15 protein-coding genes are annotated in these 15,300 nt (G+C 72.2%); 10 read left to right on the forward strand and 5 right to left on the reverse strand.

Annotation, left to right across the window (positions count from 1 at the left end):
- Positions 1–17: 17 nt before the first annotated feature.
- Both DSC45_RS25885 and DSC45_RS25890 read right to left on the reverse strand, forming a co-directional pair.
- A complete protein-coding gene (locus DSC45_RS25885; protein ID WP_119294359.1) occupies positions 18–1,160 on the reverse strand; it encodes an acyl-CoA dehydrogenase family protein in 1,143 nt (380 codons plus the stop codon).
- A 106-nt stretch (positions 1,161–1,266) separates the two neighbouring features.
- Positions 1,267–2,409 carry a CaiB/BaiF CoA transferase family protein gene (locus DSC45_RS25890; protein ID WP_119294360.1) on the reverse strand — a complete coding sequence of 381 codons (1,143 nt, stop codon included), beginning with the start codon at positions 2,407–2,409 and terminating at the stop codon, positions 1,267–1,269.
- Between the two features lie 274 nt (positions 2,410–2,683).
- Here DSC45_RS25890 and DSC45_RS25895 point away from each other — a divergent pair, with 274 nt between their 5' ends.
- The 6 genes from DSC45_RS25895 to DSC45_RS25920 all read left to right on the forward strand — a co-directional run bounded on the left by DSC45_RS25895 (position 2,684) and on the right by DSC45_RS25920 (position 8,830).
- Positions 2,684–4,012, forward strand: a complete 1,329-nt coding sequence (locus DSC45_RS25895) for a flavin-containing monooxygenase (RefSeq protein WP_240434855.1) — start codon at positions 2,684–2,686, stop codon at positions 4,010–4,012.
- 10 nt (positions 4,013–4,022) lie between these two features.
- Positions 4,023–4,517 (forward strand): RidA family protein, encoded by a 495-nt coding sequence (locus DSC45_RS25900; protein ID WP_119294361.1) that lies wholly within the window; start codon positions 4,023–4,025, stop codon positions 4,515–4,517.
- Positions 4,514–5,188, forward strand: a complete 675-nt coding sequence (locus DSC45_RS25905) for a DUF1028 domain-containing protein (protein WP_119294362.1) — start codon at positions 4,514–4,516, stop codon at positions 5,186–5,188. The genes DSC45_RS25900 and DSC45_RS25905 overlap by 4 nt, the downstream gene beginning before the upstream one ends.
- Positions 5,188–6,369: a M20 family metallopeptidase gene (locus tag DSC45_RS25910; protein ID WP_119294363.1), complete on the forward strand. Its 1,182-nt coding sequence runs from the start codon at positions 5,188–5,190 to the stop codon at positions 6,367–6,369. The genes DSC45_RS25905 and DSC45_RS25910 overlap by 1 nt, the downstream gene beginning before the upstream one ends.
- Positions 6,370–6,451: 82 nt before the next feature.
- Positions 6,452–7,828, forward strand: a complete 1,377-nt coding sequence (locus DSC45_RS25915) for an MFS transporter (protein WP_240434856.1) — start codon at positions 6,452–6,454, stop codon at positions 7,826–7,828.
- A gap of 81 nt (positions 7,829–7,909) precedes the next feature.
- The gene (locus DSC45_RS25920) at positions 7,910–8,830 is read left to right on the forward strand and encodes a LysR substrate-binding domain-containing protein (RefSeq protein WP_119294364.1); all 921 of its coding nucleotides are present in this window, start codon (positions 7,910–7,912) and stop codon (positions 8,828–8,830) included.
- A gap of 99 nt (positions 8,831–8,929) precedes the next feature.
- On the opposite strand, the gene DSC45_RS25925 is transcribed toward DSC45_RS25920, so the two are convergent.
- The gene (locus tag DSC45_RS25925) at positions 8,930–9,340 is read right to left on the reverse strand and encodes an MmcQ/YjbR family DNA-binding protein (RefSeq protein ID WP_119294365.1); all 411 of its coding nucleotides are present in this window, start codon (positions 9,338–9,340) and stop codon (positions 8,930–8,932) included.
- Between the two features lie 138 nt (positions 9,341–9,478).
- Between DSC45_RS25925 and DSC45_RS25930 the strand changes: the two genes are divergently transcribed.
- Entirely contained in the window at positions 9,479–10,735 is a 1,257-nt protein-coding gene (locus DSC45_RS25930) for a saccharopine dehydrogenase family protein (protein ID WP_119294366.1), read from the forward strand.
- A gap of 51 nt (positions 10,736–10,786) precedes the next feature.
- Here DSC45_RS25930 and DSC45_RS36850 read toward each other — a convergent pair whose 3' ends face one another.
- The gene (locus tag DSC45_RS36850) at positions 10,787–10,909 is read right to left on the reverse strand and encodes a hypothetical protein (RefSeq protein WP_276145473.1); all 123 of its coding nucleotides are present in this window, start codon (positions 10,907–10,909) and stop codon (positions 10,787–10,789) included.
- A gap of 663 nt (positions 10,910–11,572) precedes the next feature.
- Entirely contained in the window at positions 11,573–12,262 is a 690-nt protein-coding gene (locus tag DSC45_RS25940) for an endonuclease V (RefSeq protein ID WP_119294367.1), read from the reverse strand.
- Between the two features lie 223 nt (positions 12,263–12,485).
- Here DSC45_RS25940 and DSC45_RS25945 point away from each other — a divergent pair, with 223 nt between their 5' ends.
- The 3 genes from DSC45_RS25945 (at position 12,486) to DSC45_RS25955 (ending at position 15,197) form a co-directional block, all read left to right on the forward strand.
- Complete coding sequence (locus tag DSC45_RS25945) at positions 12,486–13,835, forward strand: CAP domain-containing protein (RefSeq protein WP_119294368.1); 1,350 nt, start codon at positions 12,486–12,488, stop codon at positions 13,833–13,835.
- Between the two features lie 416 nt (positions 13,836–14,251).
- Positions 14,252–14,764 (forward strand): GNAT family N-acetyltransferase, encoded by a 513-nt coding sequence (locus DSC45_RS25950; RefSeq protein ID WP_119294369.1) that lies wholly within the window; start codon positions 14,252–14,254, stop codon positions 14,762–14,764.
- A 133-nt stretch (positions 14,765–14,897) separates the two neighbouring features.
- A complete protein-coding gene (locus DSC45_RS25955; RefSeq protein ID WP_119294370.1) occupies positions 14,898–15,197 on the forward strand; it encodes a YciI family protein in 300 nt (99 codons plus the stop codon).
- Positions 15,198–15,300 lie beyond the last annotated feature (103 nt).

Genomic DNA, 15,300 nt, shown 5'->3' on the forward strand with positions numbered 1-15,300 from the left:
GCGGGCACAGCGCGGGATCAGGCCAGCAGGGAGCGGCCGATGATCTCCTTCATGATCTCAGTGGTGCCGCCGTAGATCGTCTGGATACGGCCGTCGGTGTAGGCCTTCGCGACCGGATACTCCGTCATGTAGCCATATCCGCCGTGCAGTTGGAGGCAGCGGTCGGCGACGCGCTTCTGCAGTTCGGTGGCCCACCACTTGGCCATCGAGGCGTGTACGGCGTCGAGCGCGCCCTCGGAGTGGTCGGCGATACAGCGGTCGAGGAAGGTCCGGGTGACGGCGCACTCGGTGGCCATCTCCGCGATCTCGAAGCGGATGTGCTGCAGCTTGGCGAGCGGCCTGCCGAACGCCTCGCGCTCCTTGACGTAGGTCATGGTGATCTCGAGCAGGTGCTCGGCGGCGGCGATCCCGGAGACCGCGATGCCCATGCGCTCCTGGGCGAGGTTGGTCATGAGGTACAGGAAGCCGCCGTTGACCTCGCCGAGGAGGTTCTCCTTCGGGACGCGGACGTCGTTGAAGAACAACTCGGCGGTGTCCTGGGCCTTCTGGCCGATCTTGTCCAGGTTGCGGCCGCGCTCGAAGCCCTCCGTGCCGCGCTCGACGACGAACAGGGACAGGCCCTTGGAGCCGCCGCCCGGTTCGGTGGCCGCGACGACGATCACGAGGTCGGCCAGGATGCCGTTGGAGATGAACGTCTTGGAGCCGTTCAGGAGCCAGTGGTCACCCTTGTCCTCGGCGCTGGTCCTGATGCCCTGGAGGTCCGACCCCGCGCCCGGTTCGGTCATGGCGATGGCGGTGATGATCTCGCCGGAGCAGAAGCCGGGCAGCCACCGCTGCTTCTGCTCGTCCGTGGAGAGCGACGTCAGATACGGGCCGATGATGTCGTTGTGCAGTCCGACGGCGAGGCCGGCCGCCCCGGCACGGGTGAACTCCTCGGCCAGTACGGCGCTGAAGCGGAAGTCGGTGGTGCCACCGCCGCCGTACTCCTCCGGCACGGCGAGGCCGAGCAGGCCCTGCCGGCCCGCCGCGAGCCAGGCCTCGCGGGCGACGACGCCGTCCTTCTCCCACTGCTCGTAGTACGGCAGGACCTCCTTGGCGAGGAACGCCCGGACGGTCTCGCGGAACGCCTCGTGCTCCTCGGAGTAGAGGGTGCGGCTCATCCCTGAGGGCGTGCGTGCCGTCATGCTGGAGCTCCTGTCCGGCCCGTCGGGCCCTGGGTCGCGTTCGTGTCGGACGTACGCCTGCGCCGGCGCCCGGCCATGGACATCAGCCGTCGCCCTCGACGAGACGCGGCAGGTCCCAGTCGGCGGCGATCTCGGCGGTGTGGGCACCGGGTTGCGCGGGGCCGCTGCGGATGGCGCCGGGGGTCACGGAGAAGCGGGGCGCGGGTGCGGGCTGGGTGATCCCGGAGTGCTCGACGAAGGTGCCGCGGGCCGCCAGGTGCGGGTGGTGCGGCGCCTCGCGCAGCGAGAGGACGGGCGCGACGCAGGCGTCGGAGCCGGCGAAGACGGCCGTCCACTCGTCGCGCGTGCGGGTCCTGAAGCGGTCGGCGATCGCGGTGCGCAACTCGTCCCAGCGGGCGAAGTCCTTGCGGCCCGGCGCCTCGTCCTCGATGCCGAGGAGCGCCACGAACTCGTCGTAGAACTGCCGCTCCAGGGCGCCGACGGCCATGTAACCCCCGTCCGCCGTCTCGTAGTTGCCATAGAACGGGCAGCCGCCGTCGAGCAGGTTCGCGCCGCGGCGGTCCTGCCAGCCGCCGGCCGCCATCATGCCGTGGATCATCGCGGCGAGATGCGAGGCGCCGTCGACGATGGCGGCGTCCACGACCTGGCCCTCGCCGTGGGTCCGGGCGTGCTGCAGGGCGGCGAGCACGCCGACCACGAGGTACATCGAGCCGCCCGCGTAGTCGCCGACGAGGTTCGCGGGGACCGCAGGCGCCTCGTCGGGCTTGCCGATCATTCCGAGGGTGCCGGTGACGGCGATGTAGCCGATGTCGTGGCCGGCCCGGTCGGCCAGCGGCCCCTCCTGGCCCCATCCGGTCATCCGGCCGTAGACGAGACGCGGATTGCGCTCCCGGCAGGCCTCTGGGCCGACACCGAGGCGCTCGGCGACGCCGGGACGGTTGCCCTCGATGAGGATGTCCGCGCGCTCGGCCAGGTCGAGGACGACGGCGACGCCTTCCGGCGACTTGAGGTCGACGAGCACCGAGCGCTTGTTGCGGTTGGAGACGTCGTAGTCCGGGTCGATGGCCAGACCCGAGCCGCCCGGCCGGTCCACGCGCACGACGTCGGCGCCCAGGTCGGCGAGGAGCATCGCGGCGAAGGGTCCGGGGCCGATGCCGGCCAGTTCGACCACCTTGACCCCGCTCAGCGGGCCGTTGCCCGTCGTTGGCGTCCCTGTTCCCGGCATCGAGCCCCCAGCGCTGTGACAGTACTGATGTAACAGCAACGATGTTAAGAACACGTTCCACTCCGCACAAGGGCTTCAGAGGGTGCACTCGCCCGGCATCCGGAGCGAGGCCCCCTCCCCCGCTGTCCGGCCCCACGGGCTCAAATCTATGGATCCGATTGCCTGCAACGGAAACATCTGTTGGACGGATTTTCTTCGGGCGCCGCAGGATGACTCGTGCGGTAGCCGAGTCGACGCGACGCAGGGATGGACTACCGCCTGAGGGGAGTCTGCAGTGCCTGGTGAAGAGACCGAAGAGGCCGAGACGACCCAGGTCGTCGTCGTGGGAGCGGGCCAGGCGGGTGTGGCCATGAGTGAGCACCTCGGAGCCCATGGCATACCGCACGTCGTCCTCGAGCGGCACCGCATCGCCGAGCGCTGGCGCACCGAGCGGTGGGACTCACTGGTCGCGAACGGGCCTGCCTGGCACGACCGGTTCCCCGGGCTCGAGTTCGACGACGTGGCACCCGACGCCTTCGCGTCGAAGGAGCAGGTCGCCGACTACTTCGTCGCGTACGCGGAGAAGATCGGCGCCCCGGTGCGCAGCGGCGTCGAGGTGACCTCGGTGCGCCGGCACGAGGGGCGGCCGGGCTTCCGGGTCCGGACCTCGCAGGGCGCGATCGACGCCCGGTTCGTGGTGGCGGCGACCGGGCCGTTCCAGCGGCCGGTGATTCCGCCCATCGTCCCGGACGGCGCCGTGCCCGTGCAGATCCACTCCAGTGGGTACCGCAATCCGGAGCAACTGCCCGAGGGAGCGGTGCTCGTGGTCGGGGCCGGGTCCTCCGGAGTCCAGATCGCCGACGAGCTGCGCAGGTCCGGTCGACGGGTGCTGCTGTCCGTCGGCCCGCACGACCGGCCGCCGCGCGAGTACCGGGGCCGCGATTTCTGCTGGTGGCTCGGCGTGCTCGGGCTCTGGGACGCGGAGACGCCGCCGCAGGGCGCCGAACACGTCACCATCGCGGTGAGCGGCGCCCGCGGCGGCCACACCGTGGACTTCCGTGCGCTGGCCGCGGGTGGTATCGAACTCGTCGGTCTCACCGCGTCGTTCGACGACGGCGTGCTGCGCTTCGCGCCGGACCTCGCCGACAACATCGCGCTCGGCGACGCCAAGTACCTCGCGCTCCTGCGAGCGGCCGACGCGTACGTCGAGCGCAACGGCCTCGACCTGCCCCAGGAGCCCGAGGCCCACGTGCTCGGGCCGGACCCGGACTGCGTGACCGACCCGCGCCTCACGCTCGACCTGGCCGGAGCCGGCGTCACCTCGATCGTCTGGGCCACCGGGTTCGCCGCCGACTACGGCTGGCTGCAGGTGGACGCGCTGGACGAGAACGGCCGGCCGGAGCAGCGGCGAGGCGTGTCCGCCGAGCCCGGCGTCTACTTCCTCGGCCTGCCCTGGCTGTCCCGCCGCGGGTCGAGCTTCATCTGGGGTGTGTGGCACGACGCGAGGTACGTCGCCGACCACATCGCGACCCGGCGCGGCTATCTCGCGTACGGCACGGACGACGCGGCCGGCACGACACCGGCGGCCCGGAACAACACCCTGTCCGACTCCCGGAACTGCTGAGGAGCAGACGATGACGTCCACGCACACAGGCCGGCCGGCGAAGGAGCCGATCGTCGTCGGCGGACACACCCGGATCCGTCCGTTCAGTACCCACGACACCTATCCGGAGCAGAACCTCGACAACGACCTCTGTCAGGCCGTCGTGGCCGGCAACACCGTGTACGTACGGGGCCAGATCGGCCAGGACCTCGACACCAGCGAATCCGTCGGCATCGGCGACGCCGAGGCGCAGGCCGAACGGGCCATGGCGAACATCAAGATGCTGCTCGAGGAGTCGGGCAGCCGGATGGAACACCTGGTCAAGCTGACGATCTATCTGATCGACCCGCGCTACCGCGAGGCCGTGTACCGCACGGTCGGCCGCTGGACCAAGGGCGTCCATCCGATCTCCACCGGTCTGGTGGTGTCGGCCCTGGCCCGCCCCGAGTGGGTCTGCGAGATCGACGCCATCGCCGTGATCCCGGAGAACACCCCGGCATCGATCCCCGAGGAAGGCCGCGCATGACCATGTCCCTGATCGTCCGCGACGGTGCACGTTTCGGGATCGCGGCCACTTCGTCGAGTCCCGCCGTCGCCGCCCGGGTCGCGCATCTGCGACCGGGAGTCGGTGTGGCGGCCTCGCAGAACATCACCGATCCGACGCTGGGCACGAGCCTGCTCGACGGCCTCGCGGAGCACGGCGACGCCGAGCGCGCCCTGACCTCCGTCACCGGCGCGGCGCGCAACGCCGGGACCATCGCCTACCGGCAGTTGACCGTGCTCGGCCGCTCCGGTCCCGGATTCGCGTACAGCGGGTCGCGGACGCTCGGCACGCACGGCTCCGCCACCGGGGACGACGCGGTCGCGGCCGGCAACATGCTCTCCGGCGAGCACATCCCTGGTGTCCTCCTGGACGCCTACGCCGCGGCCACCGGAGAGATCGAGGAGCGCCTCGCCGCCGCCCTGCGGGCCGCCGTCGCGGCGGGCGGCGAGGAAGGCCCGGTGTACTCCGCCGGCCTCGCGGTCGTGGCGGACGTGGGCTGGCGCATCACCGATCTGCGGATCGACTGGGCCGAGAACCCTCTGGACCGGCTCGGCGAACTCGTCGACATCTGGCTGCCGCAGCGGGACGACTACGTGCGGCGCGGACTGGATCCTGCCTCGGCCCCCTCGTACGGCGTTCCGGGCGATCTGTGATGGGCACGGGGAACGCAGCCGCAGGGCGGGCGACAGAGGTCGGGGCGCGCAAGGAGGCGGCCCGCAAGGCGGTCGACCGCCGGGCAGAGCAACTGATCGCCCTCTCCGAGCAGTTGCACGCCGATCCGGAGACCGCGTGGGAGGAGCACCGGGCCGCCGCCGCGGTGCCGCAACTCCTCAACGAGGCCGGATTCGACGTGACCTCCTCCTACTTGGGCCTGGACACCGCGTTCCACGCGCGGTTCGGCAGCGGGCCCGTCCGGATCGCGGTGTGCGCCGAGTACGACGCGCTGCCGGGACTCGGCCACGCCTGCGGGCACAACCTGATCGCGGCGAGTTCGGTGGGCGCCGCGCTCGGCCTGGCCGCCGTCGCCGACGACGCGGGACTGACCGTGGAGGTGTACGGGACGCCGGCCGAGGAAGGCGGCGGCGGCAAGATCGAGATGCTCGACCGCGGGGCCTTCGACGGGGCCGACCTCGCGATGATGGCGCACCCGGCGCCGGTCGACGTCGCCGAGGCCCGGCCGTTCGCGGTCAGCCACTCCAGGATCTCGTACTCCGGGAAGTCCGCGCACGCCGCCGCCTACCCGGAAGCCGGGGTCAACGCGGCGGACGCCTTCACCGTCGCCCAGGTCGCCATCGGCCTGCTCCGCCAGCAACTGCCGGGCTCCGCACGGGTGCACGGCGTGGTGACACACGCCGGAGACGCGCCGAACGCGATCCCGGAGCGGTCCACAGGACGCTGGTACGTCAGGGCCGAGACGCTCGCCGAACTGGCCGAGCTCGAACCGCGCGTGATGCGGGCCTTCGAGGCGGGTGCCCTCGCGACCGGCTGCGACCTGACGATCGAACCGGAGAGCAAGCCGTACGCGGAGTTCCGCACCGACGAGACCGCGCTCGGTCATTACCGGGCCAACGCCCTCGCCCTCGGGCGGGAGTTCGCGCCGCCGGGCCAGGCCGCCCGAATGAACCGCGCCTCCACCGACATGGGGAACGTCTCGCAGGTGGTGCCGGCCATCCATCCGTACATCGGCATCGGTTCACTGCCCGCGACCAACCACCAGCACGAGTTCGCCGCGTTCTGCGTCGGTGGTACGGCGCAGCGGGCCCTGCTCGACGCGGCGGTCGCACTGGCCTGGACCGGCGTGGACCGGGCCGGTCCACCCCACCCGACCCCCTGACCGGCAGCCCGCCCGCGCCCCGAGCGCGCGGCGCCACCCGCACCCGCACCGGCTTCTCCACCCTGTTCGCAAGGAGGCGTGTATGTCCACCGGCAAAGACGGCGTCATGACGACGGCCGAAGCCGGGGTGACCACCGATGTGGTCGCCCTGCGCAGGAGCGTGGCCGCCGGAGCCGTCGGCGTGTTCGTGCACTGGTTCGACTGGGCTGCCTACGCCTACCTCGCCGGCACGGTCGCGACCGTGTTCTTCCCGGCCGAGAACAGTACGACCGGACTGCTCGCCGTCTTCGGCGTGTTCGCCGTCTCGTTCGGCATCCGGCCGGTCGGGGCCCTCGTGTTCGGCCCGCTCGGCGACCGGATCGGCCGCAAGCGCACCCTGACCCTGGTCATCTTCCTGATGTCCGGCTCGACCCTGACGATCGGCCTCCTGCCCGGCTACGGGTCGATAGGCATGGCGGCGCCGGTGCTCCTGGTCGTGCTGCGCCTGGTCCAAGGCTTCGCAGCGGGCGGTGAGTTCGGCAGCGCGGCCAGCTTCCTGGCCGAGAGTGCGCCGCGTCGGCGCCGCGGATTCGGTGTGAGCTGGCTCGAGGTCGGATCACTGCTCGGCTTCCTGGCGGGCTCGTTCGTCTTCCTGCTGCTGTCCACCGGCCTGAGCGACGACCAACTGACCTCCTGGGGCTGGCGCGTTCCGTTCCTCATCTCCGCGCCTCTCGGCATCATCGGCTTCATCATCCGCAACAAGATCGAGGACACCCCCGAGTACCGGGCCCTCGAGGCCAACGACACCGTCGCGCGCAACCCGGCACGCGAGCTGTTCCGCTCCCACCGGCGCGAACTGCTCCAGGCGGCAGGCCTGATGGCCGCCATGCACGTCCCCTTCTACGCCGTACTGACCTACCTGGTCACCTACCAGACCGACCACCTGGGGCACTCCGACGGCAGCGCGGCCCTGCTGTCCACCGCCATCTCGCTGCTCGGCCTGGTGCTGGTGCCGCTGTTCGGCATGCTGTCCGACCGGGTGGGCCGCAAGCCGGTCTTCGTCGGAGCGACAGCCGCGCTGCTCGTCCTGGCCACCCCGGCCTTCCTCCTGATGCGGAGCGGACTCACCGGCACCTGGGTCGCCGGGCTGGGGCTCGGCGCGATCCTGGCCGCGATCCTCGGTACCTACGCGGTGTGGTCGGCGGAGGTCTTCCCCACTCGAACGCGGCAGAGCGGGCTGTCCATCTCGTACAACATCACCGCGGCGCTGTTCGCGGGGACCGTGCCGTATCTGATGACCGTGCTCATCTCCGCCACCGGCAGCACGCTGGTGCCGGGCCCGTATCTGATGGTGTTCGCCGTGGGTGGCCTGGTCGCGGCGCTGTCCCTGAAGGAGACGGTCGGCTCGCCGCTGCTGCGCCCCGAGGACGTGGCCGCCGCGCCCGCCGAGCCGGAGCTCGCGGACGCACCCGGCGCGTAAGGACTGTGACGGGGTGATGCCGCCCCGTTGCAGGCCGGACTAGGGTCGGGCCGACACGGTTCACCAGGCACAAGGGCTCGTATGACGTCACCGCTCGGTTTCACGCTCGTTCAGCTGCGCTACTTCCTGGTCACCGCCGAGCGCCGCTCGATGACCGAGGCGTCGCTGGAACTGCACATCGCGCAGTCCGCCGTGTCCGCGGCGATCTTCAACCTCGAGCGGGACCTGCAGGTGCAGCTGTTCATCCGGCGACGGGGCCGGGGGCTGACCCTGACCCCCGCAGGGGAGCGGCTCCAGCACCAGGCGCGCGACCTCCTCGCCCGCGCCCGCGAGGTCGAACGGGAGGCCCGGGGCGACGGCGAGACCATCTCGGGGCCGGTGACCGTGGGCTGCTTCCTCACGCTGGCGCCCTCCTACCTGCCTCCGCTGTTCAGCGAGTGCACCCGCCGGTATCCGGGCATCGAGATCGATGTGGTGGAGGCGGAGACGGACCAGCTCGTTCAGGCACTCGCCGCGGGACGCGTCGACTTCGCCCTCACCTACCATCTCGGCCTCTCGGCGGCGCAGGAACTGCGCAGCGAGACGATCGCCCGCGCCCCGGCCTACGTCATCGTCGCGGCCGACCACCCACTGGCCGGCCGCGGCAGTGTGGAGCTGTCCGAGCTGTCCGCGGAGCCGCTCGTCCTGCTCGACCTCCCGCACAGTCGCGACTACTTCCGTTCCCTGGTCGCGGCCACCGGCACCGCACCCGACGTCCGCTACCGCACCCAGAGCTACGAGACCGTACGGTCCCTGGTGGCCCGCGGACTCGGCTACTCCGTGCTGAACCAGCGTCCTGCGACCAGTCAGACGTACGGGGGCGGCGAGATCGCCGAACTGGAACTCCGCGACGAGAGCCCCGCGCTCGAGGTGCAGATCGCCTCGGTGGCGGGCATGACGCAGACGGCCCGGGCACGGGCCGTGATGGGACTGTTGCGGGAGATCGCGGGACGGCCGGGCTGAGACGGGCCCCCTTGTGAGCGGGCATTGGCTGTACTGCCCTGACGGGCGTACGACACCCGTGAGTTCAGCCGTGATCCGCCCGGGCGTCAGCGCCGGGCGTCAGTGGCGGGCGTCGAGTTCGGCGATCAGCTTCCTGGTGGCCACGGCGCGATAGCTCTCCTCCACCCAGTCGCAGAGCAGATCGGCTCGCGGCGCGCCCTCGACGGCGAGCGGCAGACGGACCCAGCCCGCCTTCCCGAGGCCGTAGCCGGCCGGCTCCGCGCCCGGCATCGTCATCGCGTGGGCGTGCGCCTCCTCGCCGGTCAGCTTCAGCGTCATACCGAGGGGATAACTGCCGTCGGTCACTCCGAGGAACACGAAGACCTTCTTGTTGACCTTCGCGACGGTCTCGCCCCAGGGGTGGTCCTCGAAGGCGCCCGGCAGGCCGAGGGCGAACCCGTGCACCTTCTTCCACGCCGTCAGCGCCGGCCGGGGAACCGGATGCTTCGCCACTTGCTTGGACTCGGACATCAGGCCTCCGGGTTCCTTCGGGTCGGTTCACGTCTGCCGGGATCCGTACGCGTCCTCAGGTCCGCGCACATCGCTTCTGCGGCCACGCTAGCCTCAGCCACGGACAACGGCACGGGCACGAGTTCGGAAGGCGGCGGCATGGTCGACGGCGGAGCAGAGCGCAGGAACGGCAAGCGGAACGGCTCCCAGGACAGGACGCAGGACGGGTCGCGCACACGCTCCGCGGACCGCGCCTACGACATCGTGCTCTACGGGGCGACCGGTTTCGTCGGCGTGCTGACCGCCGAGTACCTCGCCGAACACGCCCCGAAGGGCCTGCGCTGGGCGCTCGCCGGGCGCAGCCTGCCGAAGCTGAAGCAGCTGCGGGACCGGCTCGCCGCGGAACGGCCGGAGCTCGCGAACCTGCCCGTGCTGCAGGCCGACGCGGACGACCCGAAGGCGCTGCGGGAAATCGCCGGCGACGCGCGCGTGGTGGCCACCACCGTCGGGCCCTACATCACCTACGGGCAGGATCTCGTCGCGGCCTGCGCCGAGGCGGGCACGGACTACCTGGACCTCAGCGGTGAGCCCGAGTTCGTCGACCTGACCTACGTACGGCAGGACGCACGCGCGCGGGAGACCGGCGCCCGCCTGGTGCATGCCTGCGGATTCGACTCGGTCCCGCACGACCTCGGCGTGTACTTCACGGTCGGGCAGCTGCCGGAGGACGTTCCGCTGCGCATCAACGGCTACGTGAGCTCCAACGGGCGCTTCTCGGGCGGCACGTTCTCCTCCGTACTCACCGGCTTCTCGCGCGGCCGGGAGATGGCAGCGGCCGCGCGTGACCGCCGCCAGTACGAGCCCCGGCCGTTCGACCGTCGCGCCTACGCCCCGATCGGCAGGCCGCACTTCAGCGGTGAGGTGATGGCCTGGGGCGTGCCGCTGCCGACGATCGACCCGCAGGTCGTGCAGCGGTCGGCACGGGCCCTCGCGCGCTACGGTCCCGACTTCCGCTACGGGCACTACGCCGCCGTACGTCGCCTGCCCGTGGTGGTGGGCGGCGCCGCAGGACTCGGCGCCTTGTTCGCCGCCGCTCAAGTACCGCCTGCACGGCGGTGGTTGGGAGATCGCCTGCAGCCCGGCCAAGGGCCGGACAAGGCGCGCCGTGACCGGTCCTGGTTCTCGGTGCGGTTCGTCGGTGAGGGCGGCGGACAGCGGGTGTACACGGAGGTCGCCGGCGGGGATCCGGGGTACGACGAGACCGCCAAGATGTTCGCCGAGGCCGCCATGTGCCTGGCCCTCGACGAACTGCCTGCCGCAGCGGGCCAGGTGACCCCTGCGGTCGCGATGGGTGACGCGCTCACCGCCCGCCTCCAGGCGGCCGGGATCACCTTCCGGGTGGCCGCCCGGCGTTGAGAAGCCTGAACCGCCGGCGGTCGTGAGGCACCCGGCGGCCGGTCCACGGCGTCAGCGGAGCGGGTCGACGGCTTGCAGCGCCTCGGGGCGGCGCCCCGAGGCGCTCTCCTCGGCGAGGAGCCTGCCGCTGACCGGGCCCAGGAAGATGCCCCACACCCCGTGGCCGCCCGCCACGTACAACCGGGATCGTTCCCGGCTCCGGTCAGCGGAAGGCCGTCCGCGGTGCAGGGGCGGGCCCGACCCGTTCGTCCTGGCGGTCGTCGAGGTGCGCGCCTCTCACCAGGGCAGGCCCGCGCCTGTGAGACGAGGGACTGGACGCGTCGCGGGTCCTTGGGCGCGCCGATGTCGCGGAACTCCATCGTCCCGGCGATCCGCGCCCGGTCGCCGAGAGGAGTGCAGACGACCTGCTGGCTGGTGAAGTAGAGGGGCCCGTCCGGCAGTCGGTCCATGTTGACCGTGAAGGAGCAGTCCCGTCCGACCTGCACGATCTGCGTGACGCCCGTCCGACGGGCCAGCCGGTTGATCCACGCACCGTGGGCGAGTACGACCGCGTCGTGCCCCTCCCCTGCCACGGTGACGCCGGACGGCGTCGGGTGGATGGCGCGGGCCTCGGTCCCTTCGACGATGCGGCCGCCCCGCGCCCTTACGGAGTCGGCGATGGCCCGGACGTACTGGGCGGGGCGGGCGGGCCTCGCGTCGGGGCCGTCGAGGATCTCGCAGTAGTCCACCGGTGGGCCGGTGCGTGCTCGCGGCCTGTGGGTCAACCACCGCCCGGACGCGCCGGGTTGCTCCGCGGCTGTGGTGATCGCGTTCGGCTCGGTGGGGAGGGATCGGGCGTCAGGCGGGCAGTTCGGCCAGTGCGCGGCGGCAGAGGGCGTCGGCGCGCCGGGTCGTCTCCGGGAGGCGGTAGCGCGGGGCGAGCAGCAGGGTGTGCTCGCAGGCGTTGTCGAGGCCGATCCGGTGCCCGACGGACACGAAGACCGGTTTGACGCCGTCCTGGGTGCGCACCGCGCGGCCCACCTCCTCGGTGCCGTCGAGGAGTCGGGACACCGCACCGCGCCCGTTGGCGGGGACGTCGTGGACGAAGGTGAAAGGGTTCTTCGCGACGCCGAAGGCGGGCAGTCCGGTCAACACGCCCAGGTGCCCCGCGAGCCCGAACCGCCGTGGATGCGCAAGTCCGTAGCCGTCGCAGACCACGAGCCCGGGGTCGGTCCGTAGACTTCCCAACGCGGCCAGCACGGTGGGCAGTTCACGGAACGCCAGCAGGCCAGGTACGTACGGGAAGGACACACGGCCGACGGCGGTGGTCTCCTCGACGACCTCGAGACTCCGGGCGTCGAGCACGACCGCGGCGGCCACCACTACGTCACGCTCGTCGTCGTAGGCCACGTCGACGCCGGTCACCCGGCCGGCGCCGGGCGGTGGTCCGGTCTCGTCGAGGATCACGCGGCCGCGCAGCGCGTCCTGAACTGCGCGCGCATCGGACTCGGTGGTGGGCCAGTCGGCCGGCGTGTGAGCGGTGATCATGATGCTTCGACCCTACGGTCCCTCGGCCCGCCTCCGCGGCGTATCCGTGGGGTACGCGCGCGTGGAGGGCGGATGAGGGGCCCGGAACCCGTGTCCGGTCCCGCGCGTTCAACTGGCGACGGTACGGGCGGTGTGGCGCAGGGCCCGGGGACGGCACTTCCGGGGGCAGCATGCCCGAGGTGGGTCAGTGGGTCCTCAGGTGCGGCAAGGGGCGGGTGCAGCGATGGGTTCGAATAGTGAGCTGGTGGCAGGAGGCAACCTGCCGTTGCCGGTCGGTGAGGTGACGGTTCATGTGCCGGGTCCGTACGACGTGTCGGCGTTGATCACCGGCGACGACGGCAAGGTGCGCGACGACGCCGACTTCGTGTTCTTCAACCAGCCGACCGCGCCGGGCGCCCGTCTCAGCGGCGAGCGGCTCGTCGTCGACCCGCGCGGGCTGCGCCCCGGCGCCGGTCGCGTCACGGTGGTGGTGAGCCCCTCCGAACCCGGCACCCCGCTGAGCCTGCTACCGGCACCGCAGTTGCGGGTCACCGACGCGCACGGGCGGGTGGTGGCCGCGTTCAAGCCTGCGCGGGCGGGCCGGGAGACCGTCCTGCTCCTCGCCGAGCTCTACCGGCGCCCCACGGGCTGGAAGGTCCGCGCCATCGGCCAGGGGTACGCGGACGGACTGGCCGGCGTGGCAAGGGACTTCGGGGTGGACGTCGCCGACGACGGCGGAACCCCGCAACCACCGGACCGACGACCGCCGCCCGCGCCACGGCAGTCGGGCCCTGCCACCGCGCCGCCCGGACCCCCGCCGGGCGGCGACGTGTTCCTGACCCTCACCAATGCCGCACGCGCGCGTGCCGGCGCTCCCCCGGTCACACACGACGCCCGGCTCGCGGCGGCCGCCCAGTCGCACGCCTCGGTGATGGCCGCCCGAGGGGCGCTGGACAGCACGTCCCCGGACGGCACGTCCGTGTTCCAGCGAGTGACGTCGGGCGGGTACGCCTTCCTGTCCATCGGCGAACACCTGGTGTCCGGCCCCCGCTCCCCCGCCGAGTTCGTCGAGTACTGCCTCTCGCAGGAGCGCAGTCGGCGCACCCTGCAGGACCCGCAGTACACCCAGGCCGCCGTCGCGCAGGCAGGCGGGCGCGACGGGGACGTGTTCTGGACCGCGCTGTGGGCCAGGCCCCTCACGCCTGCGGGCCTTTCGGAGACCGCGGCGGAGGTCGTCGCCCTGACCAACGCGGAGCGCGCGGCCGCCGGTCTGGGCCGCCTCGCGGCCGACGGACCGCTGACGGCCGCAGCGCAGGCCCACAGCGCGGACATGATCGCCCGCGCCTTCTACGCCCACACCGCCCCGGACGGGGGCGAGCCCTGGCACCGGGCCGCCGCGGCCGGCAGCACCCACCGCAGGGTCGGCGAGAACATCGCCTGCGGTCAGCGCTCCCCCGCGGAGGTCGTCCAGGGCTGGATGGACAGCCCCGGCCACCGGGCGAACATCCTCACCCCGGAGTTCAGTCACCTGGGCATCGGCTTCGCGGGCGGCGGCAGCGCCGGCACGTACTGGACACAGCTGTTCGGAGGCTGACGGGACACGGCGACGTCCGCGCCGCACGACGGTCCGCTCCAGAGTCGTCCGCGTGCGTCGTCCACGCGCGCGAGGACCCGCCCTCCCGGACGTCCACGTCCGCCTTGCCGATCATGAGCGGAGGTGTGGGGTGGGCGAGGAGGTGTGGGGTGGGCGAGGGCGTGCCGACACGGGTGCGCGAAGCCGACCCACGCGCGCGTGACGAGCGCGGAAGGCGAGCACGGATGACGGTCTCCGGGAAAGGCTTTGCCCAGGCTGCGGAGGGGCAACTAGCCTCACCCCAGCGCGACATACGCGTGCTCTCGGGATGAGGAGGTTGATGAATATGGCCGCCGTCGGCCGTCATCAGCCTGCCCTCGTCCGGCCCGCGCACCAGCAGCGCGCGGCCCGGTCGTTCCGACGACCAGGAGAGACACATGTCTTCCTCTTCACCCGTACACAGTGACGTGGTCACCGAGCACCTCGTCCTGCGGTCCTGGACCCGAAGCGAGGCGACCGCGGTCCTCGACGGCCACCACCTCCCGCACTGGGCGCACGACTTTCCCGCCGAAGGCGACCGCGTCGTCGCGGGCCTCTTCGAGCAGTATCCCGACTGGCTGGGCGCCTACGGCCACCGTCTGGTCATCGAGTGCGACAGCGGCCTCGTAGTGGGCTCCCTCGGCCTGTTCTGGCCGCCGAGCGCGGGCGTCCTAGAGATCGGCTACGGCATCGTGGCCTCCCGACGCGGCCGCGGCTACGCCTCCGAGGCCACCCGGGCCCTCGCCGAGTTCGCTCTCACCGCACCGGAAGTCCACACCGTGTCCGCCGACGTGGAGCTGTCGAACCCGGCCTCGGTCCGTGTCCTGGAGAAGGCGGGCTTCCACCGGTGGGCTACCGGGGAGAGCGTGGCCACGTTCAGGTTCTCGGTCCCCGACCGCGACCTGCGCTGATTGCGTGGGGTCCTGGAAGCGACGCCTCCAGGGCCCCGTCGCGGTGGCGGAACTCCCGTGTCGCCGGCGCTGCCGGAGAGACCGGACCCGGGCGGCCGGACCGGCCCGCTGGACTGCGGGTAGCCTCCGGAGCATGTTCGTACTCGATCTGACCTACACCGCGCCCGTGGCCGCCGTCGACGCCGAGCTCGAGGCGCATGTCGCCTGGCTCGACGAGCAGTACGCCGCCGGGTTCGTGCTCGCCTCCGGCCGCAAGAACCCGCGCGACGGCGGCGTGCTCATCGTCGTCGGCATGGACCGTGCGGCGGTCGAGAAGCTGGTGGCGAGCGACCCCTTCACGGTGGCCGGCGTCTGCGAGTACCGCATCACCGAGTTCGCGGCGACGAAGACCGCGCCGGAACTCGCCGCCCACCGCGAGCAGCCCGCCTCCTGACCGACGAGCGGCCCGCCCGGTGCGGCCCGCCCGGTGCGGCCCGCCCGGTGCGGCCCGCCCGGTGCGGCCCGCCCGGTGCGGCCCGCCCGGTGCGGCCCGCCCG

Source organism: Streptomyces sp. YIM 130001 (assembly GCF_003574445.1).
In the GTDB taxonomy this organism is placed as follows: domain Bacteria; phylum Actinomycetota; class Actinomycetes; order Streptomycetales; family Streptomycetaceae; genus Streptomyces.

Bases quoted from the DNA above. Each gene is read 5' to 3' on its own strand.
- DSC45_RS25925 (WP_119294365.1), bottom strand. From the start codon at position 9,340: ATGTCCGAGTCCAAGCAAGTGGCGAAGCATCCGGTTCCCCGGCCGGCG.
- DSC45_RS25885 (WP_119294359.1), bottom strand. From the start codon at position 1,160: ATGAGCCGCACCCTCTACTCCGAGGAGCACGAGGCGTTCCGCGAGACC.
- DSC45_RS25890 (WP_119294360.1), bottom strand. From the start codon at position 2,409: ATGCCGGGAACAGGGACGCCAACGACGGGCAACGGCCCGCTGAGCGGG.
- DSC45_RS25940 (WP_119294367.1), bottom strand. From the start codon at position 12,262: ATGATCACCGCTCACACGCCGGCCGACTGGCCCACCACCGAGTCCGAT.
- DSC45_RS25910 (WP_119294363.1), top strand. From the start codon at position 5,188: ATGGGCACGGGGAACGCAGCCGCAGGGCGGGCGACAGAGGTCGGGGCG.
- DSC45_RS25950 (WP_119294369.1), top strand. From the start codon at position 14,252: ATGTCTTCCTCTTCACCCGTACACAGTGACGTGGTCACCGAGCACCTC.
- DSC45_RS25930 (WP_119294366.1), top strand. From the start codon at position 9,479: ATGGTCGACGGCGGAGCAGAGCGCAGGAACGGCAAGCGGAACGGCTCC.
- DSC45_RS25945 (WP_119294368.1), top strand. From the start codon at position 12,486: ATGGGTTCGAATAGTGAGCTGGTGGCAGGAGGCAACCTGCCGTTGCCG.
- DSC45_RS25915 (WP_240434856.1), top strand. From the start codon at position 6,452: ATGTCCACCGGCAAAGACGGCGTCATGACGACGGCCGAAGCCGGGGTG.
- DSC45_RS25900 (WP_119294361.1), top strand. From the start codon at position 4,023: ATGACGTCCACGCACACAGGCCGGCCGGCGAAGGAGCCGATCGTCGTC.
- DSC45_RS25920 (WP_119294364.1), top strand. From the start codon at position 7,910: ATGACGTCACCGCTCGGTTTCACGCTCGTTCAGCTGCGCTACTTCCTG.
- DSC45_RS25955 (WP_119294370.1), top strand. From the start codon at position 14,898: ATGTTCGTACTCGATCTGACCTACACCGCGCCCGTGGCCGCCGTCGAC.
- DSC45_RS25905 (WP_119294362.1), top strand. From the start codon at position 4,514: ATGACCATGTCCCTGATCGTCCGCGACGGTGCACGTTTCGGGATCGCG.